Source organism: Salinifilum aidingensis, assembly GCF_054782015.1.
Window position 1 is genome coordinate 62,923 of record NZ_BAAGTH010000015.1, and the last position, 20,692, is coordinate 83,614.

The following is a 20,692-nucleotide window of genomic DNA, read 5'->3' on the forward strand; positions in this document are numbered from 1 at the left end:
AGGAGATCGCCGGATGGCCGCAGCGCGGCGTCACCCGGACGAGTCGTGAACGGACCGGCTCACGCTTCGAGCCCGAGCGCGCCGCGCAGGTGGGGCCAGCGCTGCGCGATGAGGTCGACCAGCTCGTCCCCGACCGGGTTGGTGCCGCGGCCGGCGGCGAGCGCGTGCGCCAGGTGGACGTGCAGGCACTTGACGCGCTCGGGCATGCCCCCGGCGCTGACGCGGGTGCCGAGCGGCTCCAGCGCGTCCCGCTCGGCCAGGTAGGCCTCGTGCGCGCGGCGGTAGCGCTCGGCCAGCCCCGCGTCCCGCTCGAGCCGCTCGGTCATCTCCCGCATGAGGCCTTCGGATTCGAGCGTGGCGGCCGCGCTGACCAGTGCGGGCGCGGTCAGGTAGTACAGCGTGGGGAACGGGGTGCCGTCCTCCAGGCGCGGGTTGGTGCGCACGACGGTGGGTTCGCCCGCGGCGTCGCGGGCGGCGACGGAGCGCAACCCGCGCGGCCGGCGCCCCAGCTGCCGCTCGACGGTCTCCCGGTCGTGCTCGTCGATCGGCCGCGCCGCCTCGTGGCTGCCGGTCACGCTCCGTCCTCTCCTCGAATCGACGTCCACAGCTGCTCGTACCAGGGCGCGTCCTCGTCCGCCTCCGCGGGCCGCTCCCCGCCCGGCCCCTTCTCCGGGGACGGCACGTGCACCATGTACGGCGTCTCCCCCGGGCGCACGTAGCCGAGCCGCTCGCGCGCTTCGGCCTCCACGTGCGCAGGGTCGGACAGCTCCTCCTTGCGCTGCTGCAGCGACTGCACCTCGCGCTCCAGCTGCGCGCGGCGCTCCTGCTGCGCGGCGAGCTCGGCGCGCTGGCTCCAGTAGGTGCGCAGCGGCACCGCGACGCTCAGCGCCATCGCGCACACGACCAGCGCCAGCACCGCGGCGCGGGGCGTGGAGGAGAGCTTGAACGCGCCGCCGGTGCTGCTCGCGGCCGACCGGGACCGCTTGGCCCCGGTCGGCCGCGGGAACGTGCCGCGACGGGCGCGGGCCGGCCGCCGCGAGTCGTCCCGACCGCGGCGGCCCGTGCTGCGCGAAACGCGCCCGACCGGCATGCGTCAGTCCTCCACCGGGGTGAACCGCGGGAAGGCCAGCTCGCCCGCGAACCGCGCGGCGTCGCCGAGCAGCTCCTCGATCCGCACGAGCTGGTTGTACTTGGCCACCCGCTCGCTGCGCGCGGGCGCACCGGTCTTGATCTGGCCGCAGCCGGTGGCCACGGCGAGGTCGGCGATCGTGGTGTCCTCGGTCTCCCCGGAGCGGTGGCTGAGCATGCTCTTGTACCCGGAGGAGGTGGACAGCTGCACCGCGTCCAAGGTCTCGGACAGGGTGCCGATCTGGTTGACCTTCACCAGCAGCGCGTTGGCCACGCCCCGGTTGATGCCCTCCTCGAGGCGCTCCGGGTTGGTGACGAACAGGTCGTCGCCGACCAGCTGCACCTTCCCGCCGATCTGCCGGGTCAGCTGCTCCCAGCCGGACCAGTCGTCCTCGGACAGCGGGTCCTCGATGGACACCAGCGGGTAGGTGTCGGCGAGCTCGCCGTAGTACTCGGACAGCTGCTCGGCGGTCCACTGCTTGCCCTCGAAGGTGTACACGCCCTCGGAGCAGAACTCGGTGGCCGCCACGTCCAGCGCGAGCACGATGTCCCGACCCGGCTTGTAGCCGGCCTTCTCGATCGCCGTGGTGATCAGGTCCAGCGCCTCCCGGTTGCTGCTCAGCGACGGGGCGAATCCGCCCTCGTCACCGAGGCCGGTGGCCAGGCCCTTGGACTTGAGCACCGATTTCAGCGCGTGGTAGGTCTCCGCGCCCCAGCGCAGCGACTCGGCGAAGCTGTCCGCGCCGATCGGCGCGATCATGAACTCCTGGATGTCCACACCGGTGTCCGCGTGGGCACCGCCGTTGAGGATGTTCATCATCGGCACGGGCAGCACGTGCGCGTTCGGCCCTCCCAGGTAGCGGAAGAGGTCCAGCCCGGAGGACTCGGCGGCGGCCTTGGCCACGGCCAGCGACACGCCCAGCAGCGCGTTCGCCCCGAGGCGGGACTTGGTGGCCGTGCCGTCGAGGTCCAGCAGCTTCTGGTCGACGACGCGCTGCTCGGTGGCTTCCAGCCCCTGCAGTTCCGGACCGATCTCGTCGAGGACGGCGGTGACCGCGTTCTGCACGCCCTTCCCGCCGTAGCGCCCGGCGTCCCCGTCGCGCAGCTCGACCGCTTCGTGCTCACCGGTCGAGGCGCCCGAAGGTACCGCGGCGCGGGTAAGCGTGTCGTCCTCCAACGCCACTTCGACCTCGACCGTCGGGTTGCCCCGGGAATCGAGGATCTCGCGGGCGCCGACCTGCTCGATGATCGCCACGTGTGCTCCTTACCAGCGTTCCAACGATCTGACCTCGCGGCGGTGACCCCGGGTGCGCGCGCTGCGCCCGCCCTGGCGGCCCCGGCCACTCCCGAGCCTATGCGCTCGGGTCGGGTCCGTGGGCACTCCCGTCACCTTCGACACGTCGCGGTGCCGCCCGCCCAGCCTGGCCGCCGCGGCACCGCGCGGGAAGGCGGCGCACCGCCGACCCGCCCACCTACCATCTGCTTGGACGTCGTTTCCGACGGCGAATCGTCCTATGGTGAGGTCGCTATGAGCGAGGAACACCAGGCGAACCGGGGTGGCCCCGAGCAGCCGCCCCCTGCGGACAACGGCGGGCGCGACGACATCGGAACCGGTCCAGCCGGCGAGGGGCCGGACACGTCGGGGCTCGGCGGCGAGGCCGTTGCGGCCTTCCGGCGCGCGGAGGACCTCGTCACCCAGCGGCGCCCGCGGGAGGCGCTCACCGCGCTGGAACCGGTGCTGCACATCGGCGCGGACAAGCCGAGCGTGCAGCTGCTGCTCGGGCGGGCGTACTACTTCGCCGCGCAGCTCGGCCGCGCCGAATCGGCGTTCTCGCGGGTGCTGGAGCTCGACCCGTCCGACCACTACGCCCGCCTCGCGCTCGGCCGGACGCTGCAGCGCCAGGGGCGGCTCGCCGAGGCCCGGGCGCAGCTGCGGCTCGCGGCGACGATGTCGCCGACGCCCACCTACCAGGAAGCGCTCGGCGAGATCAACGCGCACATCGCCCTCCGCGACCGGTGAGGAGCTCTCCCAGCAGCTGGCCACCCGTGCTCGGAGACGAAACGGCGGGAGGCACCTCCCGGCACCAGAGGATGTCACCCCTGTCGGGCGCTGCACGCGATCAGCGCCAACAGCCGCAACGGGGGCTCAGTCGCGCCGGTTGCCGGCCGCTGCGTAGCTCTCGGCCAGGCCGAAGACGGTGCGACCGTAGTCCGCGGAGTTGTTGTAGGTCAGCACCGCCGACCACCAGCCCTCGCCGGTGGTCAGGTCGCGGCCGCCGGAGCACAGGTAGCGGGCGGCCGACATGGCCGCGTCGTCGATGTCGAACGGGTCGGCCGCCCCGTCCCCGTTGCCGTCGGTGCCCCACCGGCGCCACGTGTCCGGGATGAACTGCAGCGGACCCACCGCCCGGTCGAACCGGGAGTCGCCGTCGAGCGCGCCGCCGTCGCTGTCCGGCAGGTGGCGCACGCCGGGACCGCCGTCCAGCGGCACCCCGACGACGGGGCGGGACGAGGTGCCGTCCTCGCCGAGCACCCGGCCGCCGTACCGGCCGTGGTCGGACTCGACCCGACCGATCCCGGCGACGGTCACCCAGGACAGGCCGCACTCCGGCTGGTACCGGCGCATCCCCAGCTCGGCGTTGATGTAGGCCTCCGCGGCGCGCGCCGGTACGTCCACATCGGACGCGATGGTGTCGGCCAGCGCGCGCACCGGGTCGTCGTGCCGCTGCCACGCGCCCTCCTCCGGCGGGGGCGGCATCGCTTCCGGACCTGCGGCCTCCTCCGGCGCCGGCGCTTCGGAACCCGGTTCCACTTCGGCCGGCCGCACGGGCGCGCGCGGCAGCGGGCCCGCGCGGGGAGCCTCGGGCGGCCGGGTGAGCACGTCGAGCAGCCCGATCCCGCCGGAGACGAGCGCGACGAGTCCCACGGCCACAACGGCCCGCCCGCGCACGCCGAGTCCCCGCGCACCGAGTCCCCGCGCGCCGGGTCCGCGCACTGCGAGCGCGGCGAGGCGCCGCTGGAGGGACCGCGCCGCGGCGCCGCACGCGCGGACGCAGCGGGCGGTTCCCCGGTGGATCGACCGAAGCACGGCGACAGGCTACGCGCCAGTAGCCCCTCGTGACCATCACCACGCTCCCACCGGTGCGCGGCAGGAGCGGTCAGCGCTGCTCGCCCGGCTGCGCGCGGCTGGTGCGGCCGTAGTGGTCGGCCCAGGCCACGACGTCGTCGACGTAGTCGCGGCTGGCGTTGTACCGCAGCAGCGCCGTCCAGAAGTCCCCGCGATCGGCCAGGTCCACGCCCTCCGAGCACAGGTAGCGGCCGGCGGCCATCGCGGCGTCGTCGATGTCGTGCGGATCGGCGCGCCCGTCGGCGTCCGCGTCGACGCCCCAGTCGCGCCACGTGTCCGGGATGAACTGCAGCGGACCCACCGCCCGGTCCCACACGCGATCGCCGTCCCACACGCCGTCGTCGGTGTCCGGGATCCGCCGGACCCCGTCGCTGCCGTCCAGCGGGACCCCGCGGATCTCCGGGTCGGGCCGGCCGGTGACGTCCAGCTGCGCACCCCCGTACCGCCCGTGGCCGGACTCGACCGCGCCGATGCCCGCGAGCGCGGTCCAGCTGAGGTGGCACCCGGGCCGGTCGCGCTCCAGCTCCCGCGCCGCGTAGCCGTAGGCCTGCAGGGCCGCGCGCGGGATGTTCAGCTCATCGGCCAGTTCCTCCGACCACTGCCCCAGCTGGGCCTGCGGCCGGGAGCCGGGCGGCAGGGTCCCGTCGGCCGGGTCGTGCAGCCGCACCTCGGGCGGCGCCACCCCGGGGTCGGGCGGCGCGGACGCCGGCGGCGGTTCGAACGGCTCCGGAGCGGACGGTTCCCGGGGCAGCAGGGCGGAGCACGAGGTCAGCACGACCAGCGCCGGGACGCACACCAGCATCCTCCGCGCACCTGCTCGCGGCACAGCACCCCTCCGTCCGCGCGTTCACGCGCCTTTCGCGACCCGTGTCCCGGGCCGCCGTCGCCCCGGTCCCGCTGGTGGCCGGTTCGCGGGAACGCCGTCCGCGGCCGGTGCTCCTGCAGTCTCCCTCACCGCTCGCGGGACGCGGCGGTGCGCTCGGGCGAACCGGACAGCGCCGCGCGCCATTCCGCTCCGCCGGCCTGCGCGGGTTCGCGCCCCTCCTCGCGCAACCGCTGCTCGGCCCGGCGGATCGCCCGGTCGGCCCGCAGGGCCACCTCGCGCAGTTCGTCCTCGGGGTCGTGCCCCTCGACGCGGGCGCGCGCCGCGAGCGCGAACATCCGCCCGCCGGCGCCGTCACCCGCGGGCAGGTCCTCCACCGGCACCCCGGCGCGGTGGGCGCGCTGCGCGATCTTCGCGGCCAGCGCGGCGGCCGGCTGGCCCAGCGCCACGCCGTCCACGATCGATTCGCGCTGCTTCTCGCTCTGCTTGAGCTCCTCCCACCGGGCGTGCTGCGCCTCGGGGTCGAGCACCTCGCCGTCCCGGGCGAACACGTTCGGATGACGGGAGACGAGCTTGGCGACGAGGTCCGCGGCGACCTCGTCGATGTCGAACGGATCGCCCGCGTCCTCCGCGGCCACCCGGGCGTGGAAGAGCACCTGCAGCAGCACGTCCCCGAGCTCCTCGCGCAGCGCGGCGCGGTCCCGCTGGGCGATCGCGTCGAGCAGCTCGTAGGTCTCCTCGACCAGGTAGCGCCGCAGCGAGTCGTGGTCCTGCTGCCCGTCCCACGGGCAGCCGCCCGGGGAGCGCAGCCGGTCCATCACCGACACGGCCGCCAGCAGCTCGGCACCCGCCGGCCGGGGCGCGCCCACGACGTCCGCGCCCGCGGCGCGCAGCTCGGCCGCGGGTGGTTCGGCGGCGTCGGTGGTCACGAGCACGACCGGGGCTTCGGCCGCGCGCCGCACGAGCTCCGCGGCCGCCGGTGGCGCGGGTGCCCGGTCGGCCCCGCGCGGGGCCAGCGCAGCGCGGGCGGCCTCCGGCACCGATTCCGCCGCGAACACGTCCGCGGCGTCGCGCAGGAGCGGGAAGGCGGCCGCGGGGAGGACCTCGCCGAGCCGCGCGTCCACCACGACCACGGCAGTGCCCGATGCGGGCTTCGACTCAGCAACCACGCTTCGATTCTGCCCGGAGCGCGCACTTCCCCCGTTCCGGGGTGGGCGCGGAGGGGCGAGCAGCGGGCTCGGCGCCCCGGGTCACGGCTCGATCCGGAACCCGCGGAGCTCGTCCTCGCTGCTGCGGGTGGTCAGCGCGATCGGGTCCCAGACGCCGTAGCGGGGGCTGAGCCGCACGCCCTCGCGCGCGGCGGTCAACCCGAGCAGCTGCTCGCCGAACCGGCTGAGCACCTGCTCGCCGGCGGGCCGGGCCCGGCGGTCGGGTTCGACGTGCTCGTCGCGCCGGGTGATCCGCGCGACGAGCCACTGCCCGGAGCCGGGGCGGGGCTCGTAGGCGAGCACGGTCCCCGCCCGCGCGCCGAACAGCGGGGTCCCCGCGGCCGTGCTCGGCGCGGCGGACGCGCGCAGCCCGTCGATGCGCTGCGCCGGCAGCCCGGACCGGCGGTCCGCGGCGAGCAGGTCGCGGGCCTGCTGCGGCCCCGCGGCCATCCGCCGGGCCTTGCGCCGGGCGTCCTCGCGGCTGTCGGCCCGGGTCATCACGAAGCTCACCGCGAGGCGGTCGTAGTACTCGCGGCCGAGCTCCACCAGCGTCAGCTCCGAGCGCGCCGCCCGCGGCAGCTGGTCCCGCTGGTACGGGGTGCCCTCGGTCAGCGCGGCCGCACCCCCTGCGCCGCTGATGAGCTCGCGCACCTGGGCCGCCGAGACCGCGAGGTCCTCCTCCTGCGCCGCGCGCCGGGTGAGCTCCTCGCGGACGAGCTGCGCGGCGAGTTCCCGGCCGAGGTCGTCGACCTCGTCGCGCTGCTGCAACCTCCGCTTCAGCCCCGGCTCCTCGCGCAGGGTCTCGTGCAACCAGCCGCGCACCTCGCCCACCGGGACGCGCGTGCCGCCGACGAACGCGGCCGCGCCGGCGCGGTCGGCCGTGCCGCAGCCGGCGAGCACTCCGGTGACGAGCAGTGCGGCGAGGACCGGGCGAACGCGGCGGGACAGGACGAAGCTCACAGCTGCACAGCTTCGCACGGCTCGCTCCCGTGGTGAAGATCACCACGCCGGCGCCGGGGCGGCCACCACCGAGTTCAGCAGTTCGGTGCACCAGTCCAGCAGCGCCTCGTCGCGCAGCTGGGGCGCGCCGATGCGCCCGCCGGCGGCGCCCTCGGTGGGGCGCGGCACGGACAGGGTGCGCACGGCCGGCTTGTGCACCGCCTTCGGGTGGAGCCGCTTGAGCCGCACCGCCTGCGAATCGCGCAGCTCCACCGGGGCGAACCGCAGCGAGGAGCCCTGCACCGTCACCTCGGTGACCCCGTGCTCGCGGCAGACCTGGCGGAAGCGCGCGACGTGCAGCAGCCGCGTCACCGGATCCGGCACCGGCCCGTAGCGGTCGACCAGCTCGGTGCGCACCGAGTCCAGGTCCTCCTCGGTCCGCGCGGCCGCGATCTTGCGGTAGGCCTCGAGCCGCAGCCGCTCACCGGAGACGTAGTCGTGCGGGATGTGCGCGTCCACCGGCAGGTCGACGCGGACCTCGGTGGGCTCGGTCTCCTCGACGTCACCGGACCCGCCGTCGGCCTGCTGCCGGTAGGCCTCGACCGCCTCGCCGACGAGCCGCACGTACAGGTCGAACCCGACCCCGGCGATGTGCCCGGACTGCTCCGCGCCGAGGATGTTGCCCGCGCCGCGGATCTCCAGGTCCTTCATCGCCACGGCCATGCCGGCGCCCAGCTCCGAGTTCTGCGCGATCGTGGACAGCCGGTCGTAGGCGGTGTCCTTCAGCGGCGTCTCCCCCGGGTACAGGAAGTACGCGTAGGCGCGCTCCCGGGCGCGCCCGACGCGGCCGCGCAGCTGGTGCAGCTGGGCGAGGCCGAGCCGGTCGGCCCGGTCCACGACGAGCGTGTTCGAGTTGGCGATGTCCAGGCCCGTCTCGATGATCGTGGTGCACACGAGCACGTCGTGCTCGCGCTCCCAGAAGCCCTGGATGATCTTCTCCAGGCGGTCCTCGTTCATCTGCCCGTGCGCGGTGACCACCCGCGCCTCGGGGACGAGCTCGCGCAGGTGCCGGGCGGTCTTCTCGATGTCCGAGACCCGGTTGTGCACGAAGAACACCTGGCCGTCGCGCAGCAGCTCGCGGCGGATCGCGGCGGCCACCTGCTTCTCGTCGTAGGCCCCGACGTAGGTGAGCACCGGGTGCCGCTCCTCCGGCGGGGTGAGGATGGTGGACATCTCGCGGATGCCCGCGGTGCTCATCTCCAGCGTCCGCGGGATCGGCGTGGCCGACATCGTCAGCACGTCCACGTGCGTGCGCAGCGACTTGATGTGCTCCTTGTGCTCGACGCCGAAGCGCTGCTCCTCGTCGACGATGACCAGCCCGAGGTCGCGGTAGCGCACGCCGGTCTGCAGCAACCGGTGCGTGCCGATGACGACGTCGACCTCGCCCTCGGCGAGCCCGGTCAGCGTGCGCTCGGCCTCCTCGGACGTGGTGAACCGGGACAGCCCCTCGACGCGCACGGGGAAGGACCGCATCCGCTCGGTGAAGGTGTTCAGGTGCTGCTGCGCCAGCAGCGTCGTCGGCACGAGCACCGCCACCTGCTTGCCGTCCTGCACCGCCTTGAACGCCGCGCGCACGGCGATCTCGGTCTTGCCGTAGCCGACGTCGCCGCAGATCACCCGGTCCATCGGCACCTGGCTCTCCATGTCGCGCTTGACCTCGTCGATGGCCGCGAGCTGGTCGCCGGTCTCGATGTGCTGGAAAGCGTCCTCCAGCTCGCGCTGCCACGGGGTGTCCTGGCCGAACGCGTGCCCCGGCGAGGACTGGCGCGCCGCGTAGAGCTGGACGAGCTCGGCGGCGATCTCCTTGACCGCCTTGCGCGCCTTGGCCTTGGTGTTCTTCCAGTCCGCGCCGCCGAGCTTGTTCAGCGAGGGCGCCTCCCCGCCGACGTAGCGGGAGACCTCGTCGAGCTGGTCGGTGGGCACGAAGAGCCGGTCGCCCGGCTGGCCGCGCTTGCTCGAGGCGTACTCGAGCACGAGGTACTCGCGGGTGGCGCCGCCGACGGTGCGCTGCACCATCTCGACGAACTTGCCGACGCCGTGCTGGTCGTGCACCACGTAGTCGCCGGGCTTCAACGCCAGCGGGTCGACCGCGTTGCGGCGGCGCGAGGGCATGCGCCGCATGTCGCGGGTGGAGGTGCCGCCGCGGCCGCCGGTGACGTCGGTCTCGGTGAGCACGGTCAGGCGCACCTCGGGAGCGGCGAAGCCGTCCTCCAGACCGCCGCGCACCACGGTGACCACACCGCCCTCCGGGGCGCTGCCCAGCTCCTCGGTGGCCAGCTTGACGGGCAGCTCCTCCTCGCCGAGCTGCGCGGCCACCCGCTGCGCGGTACCGCTCCCGGCGACGACGAGCACGGCCGCGCCGCCAGCGGTGACGTGCGCGCGCAGGTCGGCGAAGGCCTTGCTGATCTCGCCCCGGTAGCGCTCGACCGGGTGCAGCCCCAGCCGCAGGGTCTCGTCGTCGGCCTCGTCGTGCTCGCTGGACAGCTGCGTCAGGCTCCACCAGGGCAGGCCGCGCTGCCGGGTCTGCTCGGCGACGTCGCCGAGGCCGCGGTAGGCGGCCGCGCCCAGGTCGATCGGGGCCTGCCCGCCCTCGGCGGCGACCATCCACGAGGCCTGCAGGAACTCCTCGCCGGTGCGCACCAGGTCGGCCGCGCGGGCCTGGATCTTCTCCGGATCGGCCAGCAGCACGTGCGTGCCCTCCGGGACCAGCTCGGTCAGCAGGTGCATCTCGCCCTCGCACAGGGCGGGGATGAGCGCCTCCATCCCGTCGACGGCCGAGCCCGCGGCGATCTTGCCGAGCATCTCGGCCAGCTGCGGGTCCTGCTGGTGCTGCTCGGCGAGCTTCGCCGCCCGCTCGGCCACCTGGTCGGTGATGAGCAGCTCCCGGCACGGCGGTGCGTACAGCTCGGCCGACTCCGCCTCCGGCAGGGAGCGCTGGTCGGTCACCGAGAAGGGGCGGATCTCGGTGACCTCGTCGCCCCAGAACTCCAGCCGCAGCGGGTGCTCCGAGGTGGGCGGGAAGACGTCGACGATCCCGCCGCGCACGGCGAACTCGCCGCGCTTCTCGACCATGTCCACGCGTTCGTAGGCCAAGTGCGCGAGACGGGCGGTGAGCTGCTCGAAGTCGTGCTCGTCGGCGACGCCCAGCCGCACGGGACGCAGCTCGCCCAGGCCCGGGGCGATCGGCTGGATCAGGCTGCGCACCGTGCTGACGAGCACGCGGACCGGCCCCTCGGCGTGCTCCTCGGGGTGGGCCAGCCGCCGCAGCACGGCCAGCCGGCGGCCCACCGTGTCCGCGCGGGGGGAGAGCCGCTCGTGCGGGAGGGTCTCCCACGACGGGAACACGGCCACCGCGTCCTCACCGATGAGGTCGCCGACCGCCGCAGCGGCCTCCTCGGCCTCGCGGCCGGTGGCGGTGACCAGCAGCACCGGCCGCTCCGCGCCACCGCTGCCCCCGCCGGCCGCCAGCGCGGCCGCGGTGAGGGGGCGCGCGGCGGCCGGCCCCTCCAGCACCAGGCGCGGGCGGTCGGTGGAGCGCAGCACGCGCGCCACGGCCGGGTCGGCCAGCATCGTGTCCAGCAGCCCGCGCAGGGGACCGGCCTGAGTCATGGGTGTACCTCGCAGCGACGTCACGACATGCGCACACGTTCCTGCCCGGGACCGCGGGGCGGCGGGCGCGCCACCGGCCGGAGGATCGACGACGCGGTCGACCGGGAGCAGGAGACCACCACCCAGCCTACGACGTGCGGCCGCGGTGCCCGCGGGGGCGCGGTCCGCGGCCGGGTGTGTCGGCGGACCCCCGCCGAACCGGGTGCGCTGGCACACTGAGCCCGTGCGCGTTCGGTTCCTGGTGCTCCTCGCGGTCGCCGCGGCGCTGGCCGCCTGCGGCGGGCAACCGGTGCGGCAGGACGCGGGCCCGACCCCCTCCTCGCCGACGGGCGAGCTCGCCGCGGAGGTCGTGGCCGAGGGGCTGGAGCACCCGTGGGACATCGGGTTCCTGCCGGACGGCGCGGCCCTCGTCACCCAGCGCTCGGGGGAGCTGGTGCTGCTGCCCGATCCGCGCTCCCGCACGCGGCCGCGTCCGGTGCGCGCGGACTTCGGCGACGTCTTCGCCCGCAACGAGGCGGGGCTGATGGGACTGCAGCCGCACCCGGACTTCGCGCGGAACCGGACCTTCTTCACCTGCCAGGCCGCGGAGCGCGGCGGGCGGGCGCACGACGTCCGCGTGCTGCGCTGGCGGCTGTCCGCGGACCGCGCGGAGGCGCGGCGGATCGGTGATCCGCTGGTCACCGGCATCCCGCTGCGGTCGAACGGGCGGCACGCCGGCTGCCGGCTGGAGCTGGACCGCACCGGTGCCCTGCTGGTCACCACCGGCGACAGCGCCGCGCCGCGGGTGTCGCAGGACCGGACCTCCCTCGGCGGCAAGCTCCTGCGCGTCGACCCGGACTCCGGCGGCCCGGCGCGCGGCAACCCGTTCGCCGGCGCGGCCGATCCGCGCCAGCGCCTCGTGCTCACCTTCGGGCACCGCAACGCGCAGGGCATCGCCACGCGCGCCGACGGGGGCGTGTTCCTCTCCGAGCACGGCCCGGACGTGGACGACGAGATCAACCGGGTCCGGCCCGGCCGCAACTACGGGTGGGCTCCGCGCGGTGGTCTGACCGGCTACGACGAGTCGGTCCCGATGACCGACCGGGAGCGGTTCCCGAACGCGGTCCCGGCCGCGTGGTCCTCCGGCGGGCGGACCGAGGCGATCTGCGGCGCGACGTTCCTGTCCGGCGCGCGGTGGGGCCCGTTGGACGGGCGGCTGGCGGTGGCCGCGCTGAAGGGCAGCAAACTGCTGCTGTTCGACGTGACCGGGTCCGGGGACGTGCGGGGCGTGCACGTGCCGCGGCCGCTGGACGGCACGTTCGGCCGCCTCCGGGCCGTCGAGCAGGGACCGGACGGAGCGCTGTACGTGACGACCTCGAACGGCTCCAACGACCGGGTGCTGCGGGTGACGCCGAGCGAGCTCTGACGAGCCGCCGCGCGCCGTGCGAGGGCTCCGACCGACCTGCTCCCCGCCCCGCCGGTGCGGCCCCCACGCGCTCGCGCGGAGCGCATCCGCGGCGGGACCGCCCCCGGTGATCGGACCCCGGCGGGACACGGCAGTGTGCAGTGGAGCTTAACGGTCATTGCAGAACTATTCGCTTGTGCTGACGCGAGGGCCCTTCGAGGATGGCCTCGTGATCTCGCGCACCGACGCCCGCTCCACGCTGCTCACCGAACCGCGGAAGGCCGCTGCGGCGGCGGCCTTCACGATGCTGCTGTGGTCCTCCTCGTTCGTGGCCATCCGCGAGGCGGGCGAGGCGCTGTCGCCCGCGCCGCTCACGCTGCTCCGGCTCGCGGTCGCGGCGGCGGCGCTGTCGGTGTTCGCGCTCGCCCGCCCCGGGCGCGCACTGCGCGTGCGGTTGTCCGGCAGGGGACTCGGGTTGATCGCCGCCTACGGGGTGCTCTGGCTGGGCGCCTACAGCGTCGCGCTCAACGCCGGTGAGCTGCACGTCGACGCGGGGACGGCGGCGCTGCTGGTGAACGTCGCCCCGCTGCTCGTCGCGTTCGGCGCGGGCCTCCTCCTGGGCGAGGGCTTCCCCCGGCCGCTGCTGGCGGGGGCGGTGGTCTCGTTCGGCGGGGTCGCGCTCATCGCCGCCGGGAGCTCGGGGCGGAGCGACGGGATCGGCGTCGTGCTGTGCCTGCTGGCCGCGGTCCTCTACGCGGCGGGCGTGCTGATCCAGAAGCGCACCATGCGCCACGCGGACGGGTTCACCATCACCTGGCTCGGATGCGTGATCGCCACGGTGGCGCTGCTGCCCTGGCTGCCGGAGCTGATCACCGAGCTGGGCCCGGCGTCGGCGAGCGACGTCCTCGCCGCGGTGTACCTGGGCGTGGCCCCGACCGCTCTCGGCTTCAGCACCTGGGCCTACGCCCTGCGCCGCACCGACGCCGGCAAGCTCAGCACCTCCTCCTACGCCGTTCCCGCGCTGTCGGTGCTGCTGTCGTGGCTGCTGCTGTCCGAGACGCCCTCGGTGTACGGCTTCGCGGGCGGAGCGATCTGCCTGGTCGGTGTGGCGATCTCCCGGCGCCCCGCGCGGTGAGCACCGCCGCTGCCGTCCCCGCCCGGCGGGAGCCGGGCGGCCTCACGGGCGGGAGCCGGCGCGACCTCGGGTGGTGCGCAGCTCGGGCTTGGCCTCGATGTGCGACAGGCCGTTCCAGGCCAGGTTGACCAGGTGGGCGACGACCTCGTCCTTCTTCGGCTTGCGCACCTCCAGCCACCACTGCCCGACCAGCGCCACCATGCCGACGAGCGCCTGGCTGTACAGCGGCGCGAGCTTCGGGTCGTAGCCGCGGGCGGAGAACTGCACGCCGAGGATGTCCTCGACCTGGCTGGCGATGTCGTTGAGCAGGCTGGAGAAGGTCCCGGTGGTGCTGGCCACCGGGGAGTCCCGCACGAGCACGCGGAACCCGTCCGTGGAGTTGTCGACGTAGTCCAGCAGTGTTCGTGCGGCCTGCTCCAGGAGCTCGCGGGGGTGCCCGGCCGAGAGGGCGGAGACGATCTCGTCGAGCAGGTGCCGCATCTCCCGGTCCACCACGACGGCGTAGATGCCCTCCTTGCCGCCGAAGTGCTCGTAGACGACGGGTTTGGACACCTCGGCCCGGTGGGCGATCTCCTCGATCGAGGTCCCGTCGAAGCCCTTCTCGGCGAAGAGGGCGCGCGCCACGTCGAGCAGCTGGTGCCGCCGCTCCTCCCCGCTCATCCGCACGCGCGCGGCGCGGCGGGCCGAGCGGGAGGCCCGCTTGTTGGATTCGCTGGAACGTGCGCGTCGCCGTGCCACTCGGACAACCCTAAACCGCTCACCGGTCCCCGCCGGGGCCGGTCGATCAGCTCCCCGACTCGGTGACCGAGATGCGGGCGAGGCGCTTGGCGTTCGGCCACCGCACCTTCCAGGCCCAGCCGAGCTTCTCCAGCGCCCAGATCACGCGCGCGGAGATGTCCAGCTGGCCCCGCATCACGCCGTGCCGCGCGCAGGTCGGGTCGGCGTGGTGCGAGTTGTGCCAGGACTCGCCGAAGGACACCAGGGCCAGCGGCCAGAAGTTGGCGGCCTTGTCGCGGCTCTTGAACGGCCGCTCGCCGATCATGTGGCAGATCGAGTTCACCGACCACGTGATGTGGTGCAGCAGCGAGACCCGCACCAGGCCGGCCCAGAAGAACCCGGTGAACGCGCCCCACCAGGACCAGGTGAGCAGGCCGCCCAGCACGGCGGGCAGCAGCAGGCTCAGCACGGTCCACAGCACGAACAGCCGGTTGAGCCCGAACATCGTGCGGTCCTTGTGCAGGTCCGGGGCGAAGCGCTGCGAGTTGGTGACGTCGCGCTCGAACAGCCACCCCATGTGCGCGTGCCAGAAGCCCTTGGCCAGGGCCACGGGCGAACCGCCGAAGCGCCACGGCGAGTGCGGATCGCCCTCGCGGTCCGAGTAGGCGTGGTGGCGCCGGTGGTCGGCGACCCAGTTGATGAGCGGTCCCTGCACGGACATCATGCCCGCGACCGCGAGGACCGCGCGGACCGGCCGCTTGGTCTTGAACGAGCCGTGCGTGAAGTGCCGGTGGAACCCGACGGTGACGCCGAGCCCGGTAATGGCGTAGAAGGCGACGGCGAGGCCGACGTCGGCCCACCCGAGGCCCCACCCCCAGGCGAAGGGGACGGCCGTGATCAGTGCCATCAGGGGCACGAGGACGAAGATGTACACCGACAGCTGCGACACCCAGTTCCGGGTCTCGGCCACGAGGGGCTTGCGCCCGGACTGGCCGTTCGGGGTTCCTGAGTCCGCGGAAGCGGCGGAAGGGGTCGCGTACCCGGTTGTTGCGGTCATGCTCTCTTCCTCACTGTCCGTGGCAGTTCCGAGACTCGCGCGTGCCGTTGTGCTGCGAAGGAGTCCAACCTACGGAACCGTAACCTACGACAGCGTAAGTTCTCCCCCGCGAACACGTCATCCCGATTCGGTAAATCACGGCGTGTCGCCGCTCTCAGGCGTGTCGCCGCTCGCCCCCACGAGGCCTCGGTGCGGTCCGGTTCGCCAACCGACTTCACCCGTTCGACCGAGGAGGAGCGCGCAACCGCGAGTCGGCGCGCACCGTCGGATCCGACGTGACCGACGCAGCACCCGAACTCCCCGGCCGCCGCGCGAGCGCGGCCCCACTGCCCCCCGGCGGCCGCGGCCGTGCCAGGATGTGCCGTGGGCGATATCGGAACCGGTTCCGGTCCCGGACCCCGGCTCCGACTGTCGAGGGACATCCACGGCAGTGCCCGATCCGCCGTGGTGTAACGGCAGCACCTCGGATTTTGGTTCCGATGGTCCAGGTTCGAATCCTGGCGGCGGAGCGAGCGACCTTCCCGGACCTGCCGTGCTGACCCCCGAACCGGACGACGGCGAACTCCGCCGGCTCCGCCACACGACCAGGGGGTGTGCGCCGCTGCACGAGGACGCGGAGGCACCGCAGGAGGACGCGGCCGCGCTGGGCGAGGTCTCCGAGGCCTGGCTCCTGGCCCGGGCGCGCGAGCTCAACGCCGTCGGCCAGTACAGCGACACGCAGGGGCAGTCCGAGGCGATCGGGGAAGCCGACCGGCTGCTCGCGGAGGCCCGCCGCCGCGGCGAACCCCGCGTGATCGCGCAGGTCCTGCGCCACTGCACCTCCCTCCGGCTGGCCACCGCCGGGTACCCGGCCAGCGCCGAACCGCTGCTCGACGAGCTGCTCACGCACTCGCGGCGGCACGGGCTCGTGGTCTTCCAAGCCGACAGCCACGCCCTGCGCGGCCAGCGCGCGCTGCTGAGCGGTGCCGAGGACAGCGCGCTGACCGAGGTCGCCCACGGGCTGGCCCTGCTCGACGAGGACCCCGCCCCGGACCACGCCCTCGGACTGCGCTCCTGGGAGCGGGTGCTGGCCACCGCCCTGGTGGACCTCGGCCTGGTGCTCACCCAGCTCGGCGTCTACGAGGTGGCCGACGAGGTCATGTCGCGGGCGCACCAGCGCATCCGCGAAGGCGGCGGTCCGCACGAGATCGCGGTGCACCTGATCAACCGCTGCCGCATGCTGCTCGGCTGGGGGATGCGGCTCGAGCGGGTCGGGCACGCCGAGGAGGCCGAGCGCCGCTACAGCACCGCCGCGGCCATCGCGGAGGCCGCCGAAGGTCCGTGGCACGAGTCGCTGTTCCCCCGCCTGGCCGAACAACCCGCGGCGGAGCAGATGCCGGTGCTGGGCACCGCGCACGCCCTGGCCCGTCCCGGCCCGGAGCACGTCTCCCGGCTGCGCGGACTGCTCGAGCTGGATCGCGCGATCCACCCCCGGGAGAAGATCCTCACCGCGGTCGCGCTGTCCCGCTGCCTCGTGCGCGCCGACCGCGAGCCGGAAGCGGGCGCGCTGCTGACCCGGGTGCGCGCGGAACTGACCGCGGAGACCTCCGACCCCACGCTGCGCATCGCGCTCGCCCGCGAGTGCACGCGGATGACCGCGCTGGGAGCCGAGGAGAGGGACGCCGCGCTGCGCAGCTACGCCGCCGAGCTGGAGAACGAGCTGTGGGCGATGCGGCAGACCCGGGTGTCCACGCTGCTGACCCGGCTGGAGAACTCGCGGCTGAGCAACGAGCACGACGCGATCACGCGCCAGGCCCTGCAGGACTCGCTGACCGGGCTGCACAACCGGCGCGCGCTCGACGAACGCCTCGAGCAGCTGCACTCCTCCCCCGAGGCGCAACCGCTGGCGGTGGCGCTGGTGGACCTGGACGGGTTCAAGGAGGTCAACGACCACTCCTCGCACGCCGAGGGCGACGACGTGCTGCGCGCCATCGCCGACTCGCTGCGGGACACGCTGCGCGCGGACGACTTCGTCGCGCGCTACGGCGGGGACGAGTTCGTCGTGCTGCTGCCCGGCGTCGCGCTCGAGGCGGCCGAGTCCGCGCTGCGGCGCAGCGTCCGCGCGGTGAGCCGGCTGCCCGCGGGCGTCGCGCGGGGGGTGACGCTGTCCATCGGGGTGGTGGCCACCCGCGCCGAGGAATCACCGGCGCGCACGCTCGCGCGCGCCGACGAGGCCATGTACCGGGCCAAGCGCGCGGGCGGCGGCGGCGTGCACGCCGCCGCACCCGCCGCGGAGGTCGAGGACCCGGGCGGGCGGCGGCTCTGGACCCCGCCGGACCCGCTCACCTGATCCGGTCGGTTCGGGACGGGGCGGTTCGCGAGAGGTCGGACGACCGGCGTGCTTCCGGCACTTCGGCCGATTCCGGCGCTCCGACAGCTTCCGGGCCCTCCGGGCGCGCCCGCCGGGTGCGGGCAGTGGGATTCGCGACAACCACCCGTCGCGCGACCCGACCGGCGGGCACGCGCGGCGACACCGCAGCGGCACCGCCGCGGGACAGGCGGCACCGGCAGTGCGGGCCCGCTCGCGCCCGCCCCCCGGAAATCGCAGCTCGCACCGCTCGCGCATCACCGCCCGAAGAGGCTGAGCAGGTATTATCGGGCGGGCACCACGGCAACTCCGACCGGTTCGCACCACGGAGGGGCCGTGCGCGCCGGGGCCGTTCGTTCCGGTTACCCTTCACCCGCTCGGTGGCAGTGGCCGCGCCGATCGGCTGCTCCGGCGGAGGGACGGCGCTACCGCTGTGCGAGCGTTGACACGCGTGCGGGAAGCACTCCTCGAATCGCGCTCGCCGGAGCCCCGGCGAGCGCGACGAACTCAAGCCTGGTGCCGCGAAGGCAGCGTCGAAAGACCAAGGGAGAGCGCCGATGCTCCAGGGCGAAGCCGCCCAGCCCGCTTCCCCCGACAGCTCCGCCGGGTCCGATTCGCCGGATTCCGTGCAGGCCATCGTCCTCGCAGCGGGGGAAGGCACGCGGATGCGCTCCGCGACGCCGAAAGTGCTGCACCGCCTCGCCGGACGCCCCCTCCTGGAGCACTCCGTGCGCGCCGTCGCCGGTGTCGACCCGGGCGAGCTCGCCGTGGTCGTCGGCCACGGCCGCACCGCGGTGACTCCGCACCTGGACGAGCTGTCCACCTCCCTCGACCGCCCGATCGCCACCGCCGTGCAGGAGCAGCAGCTCGGCACCGGGCACGCCGTGGCCCGCGGCCTCGAGGCCCTCGACGGGACGTCCGCGGGGACGGTGCTGGTGACCTGCGGCGACGTGCCGCTGCTGGACAGCGCGACCATGCGCGCCCTGCTCGAGGAGCACCACGACTCCGGCAACGCGGTCACCGTCCTCTCGGCCGCCGTCGCCGACCCCACCGGCTACGGCCGCCTGCTGCGCGATGCGCACGGCGTCGTCACCGGGATCGTCGAGCAGAAGGACGCCACCGACGCGCAGGCGGAGATCACCGAGATCAACTCCGGGGTGTACGCCTTCGACGCGTTCGTCCTGCGCGACGCGCTGGCCCGGCTCTCCGCGGACAACGCCCAGGGCGAGTGGTACCTCACCGACGTGCTGGCCATCGCCCGCGGCGCGGGCCGCCGCGTCGGTGCGCTGGTCTGCTCCGACCCGTGGCTGGTGGAGGGCGTCAACGACCGCGTCCAGCTGGCGAACCTCGGCGCGGAGCTGAACCGCCGCCTCGTCGAGTCGTGGATGCGCAGCGGCGTCACCGTCACCGACCCCTCCAGCGCGTGGCTGGACTGCGACGTCGTGCTCGACCGCGACGTGCTGCTCGAACCGGGCGTGCAGCTGCGCGCGGGCACCACCGTCGGCGAGGGCGCCACCATCGGCCCGGACACCACGCTCACCGCCTGCACCGTGCACGCGGGCGCGTCGGTCGTGCGCTCGCACGGCGAGCGCGCCGAGGTCGGCCCGGAGGCCCAGGTCGGCCCCTTCGCCTTCCTGCGCTCGGGCACGCAGCTGCGCGCGCGGTCGAAGGCGGGCTCGTTCGTCGAGGCGAAGAACGCGGACATCGGCACCGGCACGAAGGTCCCGCACCTCACCTACGTCGGTGATGCAACCATCGGGGAGCACAGCAACATCGGGGCTGCCACGGTCTTCGTCAACTACGACGGGGTGGACAAGCACCACACCGTGATCGGCTCCCACGCCCGGACCGGCGCCGACAACATGTTCGTCGCACCGGTCGAGGTCGGCGACGGTTCCTACACCGCCGCCGGCTCGGTGATCACAGAAGATGTCCCCCCGGGCGCCATGGCGGTGGCGCGCGGGAGGCAGCGCAACATCGAAGGCTGGGTGGCCAAGCGCCGCCCGGGTACCGCCGCCGACCAGGCCGCACAACGGGCCCTGGGCAATGCAGAAACCATCCACCAATCCGACGAGTGACGGCAATGACGCACGTCAACGGGGAGGGACGATGACCGTGAGTGCCATGTCCGCGACACCCAAGAAGAGCCTCAAGCTCTTCTCCGGGAGCACCCACCCGGAGCTGGCCGAGGAGGTGGCCAAGCAGCTCGACGTGACGGTCACGCCCCAGGCTGCCTACCAGTTCGCCAACGGTGAGCTCTTCGTCCGCTACGACGAGTCCGTGCGCGGCTGCGACGCGTTCGTGATCCAGTCGCACACGCACCCGCTCAACGACGCCATCATGGAACAGCTGATCATGGTGGACGCGCTCAAGCGCGGCAGCGCCAAGCGCATCACCGTGGTCATGCCGTTCTACGGCTACGCCCGCCAGGACAAGAAGCACAAGGGCCGCGAGCCGATCTCGGCGCGCCTGATGGCGGACCTGTTCAAGACCGCGGGCGCCGACCGCCTGGTCACCGTCGACCTGCACACCGACCAGGTGCAGGGCTTCTTCGACGGCCCGGTGGACCACATGTTCGCGCAGAAGCTGCTGGCGAACTACATCCGCGAGACCTACCCGGACGAGCAGATCACCGTCGTCTCCCCCGACTCCGGCCGCGTGCGCGTCGCGGAGAAGTGGGCCGACGACCTCGGCGGCACGCCGCTGGCGTTCATCCACAAGACGCGCGACCCGCTCAAGCCGAACGAGGTCGTGGCCAACCGGGTGGTCGGCGACGTGGAGAACCGGCTGTGCGTCGTGGTCGACGACATGATCGACACCGGCGGCACCATCACCAAGGCCACCAAGCAGCTGCTGGAGACGGGCGCCAAGGACGTCATCATCGCCTCCACGCACCCCGTGCTGTCCGGGCCGGCCTCCGAGCGCCTGGCGAACTGCGGCGCGCGCGAGGTCGTCGTGACGAACACGCTGCCGATCCCGGAGGAGAAGAAGTTCGACACGCTGACGGTGCTGTCGATCGCTCCGCTGCTGGCCCGCACCATCCAGGAGGTCTTCGAGGACGGCTCGGTGACGAGCCTCTTCGACGGCGACGCGTGACGACGGGCGCGGGCGGGCCTGCGCCCCGGCCGGCTCGCGCGGGCGCGCTGCGCACCGATGCG

16 protein-coding genes and 1 tRNA gene are annotated in these 20,692 nt (G+C 74.1%); 7 read left to right on the top strand and 10 right to left on the bottom strand.

Annotation, left to right across the window (positions count from 1 at the left end; genetic code table 11):
• Nucleotides 1-59: 59 nt before the first annotated feature.
• The 3 genes from ACYVJE_RS19085 to eno are packed head-to-tail and all read right to left on the bottom strand — an operon-like array spanning nt 60 to nt 2,383.
• Complete coding sequence (locus ACYVJE_RS19085) at nt 60-575, bottom strand: DUF501 domain-containing protein (protein WP_461145517.1); 516 nt, start codon at nt 573-575, stop codon at nt 60-62.
• A complete protein-coding gene (locus ACYVJE_RS19090; RefSeq protein ID WP_459157198.1) occupies nt 572-1,090 on the bottom strand; it encodes an FtsB family cell division protein in 519 nt (172 codons plus the stop codon). Before ACYVJE_RS19090 ends, ACYVJE_RS19085 begins: the two co-directional genes overlap by 4 nt.
• A 3-nt stretch (nt 1,091-1,093) precedes the next feature.
• Nucleotides 1,094-2,383 (bottom strand): phosphopyruvate hydratase, encoded by a 1,290-nt coding sequence (gene eno / locus ACYVJE_RS19095; protein WP_461145518.1) that lies wholly within the window; start codon nt 2,381-2,383, stop codon nt 1,094-1,096.
• A gap of 348 nt (nt 2,384-2,731) precedes the next feature.
• On the opposite strand from eno, the gene ACYVJE_RS19100 reads away from it, so the two are divergent.
• Nucleotides 2,732-3,148, top strand: a complete 417-nt coding sequence (locus ACYVJE_RS19100; protein ID WP_461145560.1) for a tetratricopeptide repeat protein — start codon at nt 2,732-2,734, stop codon at nt 3,146-3,148.
• 126 nt (nt 3,149-3,274) lie between these two features.
• On the opposite strand, the gene ACYVJE_RS19105 is transcribed toward ACYVJE_RS19100, so the two are convergent.
• The 5 genes from ACYVJE_RS19105 to mfd form a co-directional block, all read right to left on the bottom strand.
• Nucleotides 3,275-4,078, bottom strand: a complete 804-nt coding sequence (locus ACYVJE_RS19105; protein WP_461145519.1) for a lytic transglycosylase domain-containing protein — start codon at nt 4,076-4,078, stop codon at nt 3,275-3,277.
• A gap of 208 nt (nt 4,079-4,286) precedes the next feature.
• Nucleotides 4,287-5,057: a lytic transglycosylase domain-containing protein gene (locus ACYVJE_RS19110; RefSeq protein WP_461145520.1), complete on the bottom strand. Its 771-nt coding sequence runs from the start codon at nt 5,055-5,057 to the stop codon at nt 4,287-4,289.
• A 149-nt stretch (nt 5,058-5,206) separates the two neighbouring features.
• Nucleotides 5,207-6,247 (bottom strand): nucleoside triphosphate pyrophosphohydrolase, encoded by a 1,041-nt coding sequence (locus ACYVJE_RS19115; protein ID WP_461145521.1) that lies wholly within the window; start codon nt 6,245-6,247, stop codon nt 5,207-5,209.
• Nucleotides 6,248-6,328: 81 nt separating this feature from the next.
• Nucleotides 6,329-7,246, bottom strand: coding sequence for a SurA N-terminal domain-containing protein (locus ACYVJE_RS19120; RefSeq protein WP_461145522.1), 918 nt, complete (start codon nt 7,244-7,246; stop codon nt 6,329-6,331).
• A 39-nt stretch (nt 7,247-7,285) separates the two neighbouring features.
• On the bottom strand, nt 7,286-10,894 hold the full coding sequence (gene mfd, locus ACYVJE_RS19125; RefSeq protein WP_461145523.1) for a transcription-repair coupling factor: 3,609 nt from the start codon (nt 10,892-10,894) through the stop codon (nt 7,286-7,288).
• Between the two features lie 223 nt (nt 10,895-11,117).
• Here mfd and ACYVJE_RS19130 point away from each other — a divergent pair, with 223 nt between their 5' ends.
• Complete coding sequence (locus ACYVJE_RS19130) at nt 11,118-12,299, top strand: PQQ-dependent sugar dehydrogenase (protein ID WP_461145524.1); 1,182 nt, start codon at nt 11,118-11,120, stop codon at nt 12,297-12,299.
• Nucleotides 12,300-12,507: 208 nt separating this feature from the next.
• Complete coding sequence (locus tag ACYVJE_RS19135) at nt 12,508-13,413, top strand: DMT family transporter (protein WP_461145525.1); 906 nt, start codon at nt 12,508-12,510, stop codon at nt 13,411-13,413.
• A 42-nt stretch (nt 13,414-13,455) separates the two neighbouring features.
• Here ACYVJE_RS19135 and ACYVJE_RS19140 read toward each other — a convergent pair whose 3' ends face one another.
• Nucleotides 13,456-14,073, bottom strand: coding sequence for a TetR family transcriptional regulator (locus tag ACYVJE_RS19140; RefSeq protein WP_461145561.1), 618 nt, complete (start codon nt 14,071-14,073; stop codon nt 13,456-13,458).
• A gap of 124 nt (nt 14,074-14,197) precedes the next feature.
• Nucleotides 14,198-15,187, bottom strand: a complete 990-nt coding sequence (locus tag ACYVJE_RS19145; RefSeq protein ID WP_461145526.1) for an acyl-CoA desaturase — start codon at nt 15,185-15,187, stop codon at nt 14,198-14,200.
• Nucleotides 15,188-15,625: 438 nt separating this feature from the next.
• On the opposite strand from ACYVJE_RS19145, the gene ACYVJE_RS19150 reads away from it, so the two are divergent.
• The 4 genes from ACYVJE_RS19150 to ACYVJE_RS19165 all read left to right on the top strand — a co-directional run bounded on the left by ACYVJE_RS19150 (nt 15,626) and on the right by ACYVJE_RS19165 (nt 20,630).
• A tRNA-Gln gene (locus ACYVJE_RS19150) sits at nt 15,626-15,696 on the top strand.
• Nucleotides 15,697-15,788: 92 nt separating this feature from the next.
• Nucleotides 15,789-17,516: a GGDEF domain-containing protein gene (locus ACYVJE_RS19155; RefSeq protein ID WP_461145562.1), complete on the top strand. Its 1,728-nt coding sequence runs from the start codon at nt 15,789-15,791 to the stop codon at nt 17,514-17,516.
• Between the two features lie 575 nt (nt 17,517-18,091).
• The gene (glmU, locus tag ACYVJE_RS19160; protein WP_461145527.1) at nt 18,092-19,612 is read left to right on the top strand and encodes a bifunctional UDP-N-acetylglucosamine diphosphorylase/glucosamine-1-phosphate N-acetyltransferase GlmU; all 1,521 of its coding nucleotides are present in this window, start codon (nt 18,092-18,094) and stop codon (nt 19,610-19,612) included.
• A 46-nt stretch (nt 19,613-19,658) separates the two neighbouring features.
• Entirely contained in the window at nt 19,659-20,630 is a 972-nt protein-coding gene (locus tag ACYVJE_RS19165; protein WP_459160075.1) for a ribose-phosphate diphosphokinase, read from the top strand.
• Nucleotides 20,631-20,692 lie beyond the last annotated feature (62 nt).

What these genes read in the sequence shown, in the direction of transcription:
- ACYVJE_RS19090 (WP_459157198.1), bottom strand. Translation starts at nt 1,090, where the DNA reads ATGCCGGTCGGGCGCGTTTCGCGCAGCACGGGCCGCCGCGGTCGGGAC.
- ACYVJE_RS19110 (WP_461145520.1), bottom strand. Translation starts at nt 5,057, where the DNA reads ATGCTGGTGTGCGTCCCGGCGCTGGTCGTGCTGACCTCGTGCTCCGCC.
- mfd (WP_461145523.1), bottom strand. Translation starts at nt 10,894, where the DNA reads ATGACTCAGGCCGGTCCCCTGCGCGGGCTGCTGGACACGATGCTGGCC.
- ACYVJE_RS19140 (WP_461145561.1), bottom strand. Translation starts at nt 14,073, where the DNA reads ATGAGCGGGGAGGAGCGGCGGCACCAGCTGCTCGACGTGGCGCGCGCC.
- ACYVJE_RS19145 (WP_461145526.1), bottom strand. Translation starts at nt 15,187, where the DNA reads ATGACCGCAACAACCGGGTACGCGACCCCTTCCGCCGCTTCCGCGGAC.
- glmU (WP_461145527.1), top strand. Translation starts at nt 18,092, where the DNA reads ATGCTCCAGGGCGAAGCCGCCCAGCCCGCTTCCCCCGACAGCTCCGCC.
- ACYVJE_RS19165 (WP_459160075.1), top strand. Translation starts at nt 19,659, where the DNA reads ATGTCCGCGACACCCAAGAAGAGCCTCAAGCTCTTCTCCGGGAGCACC.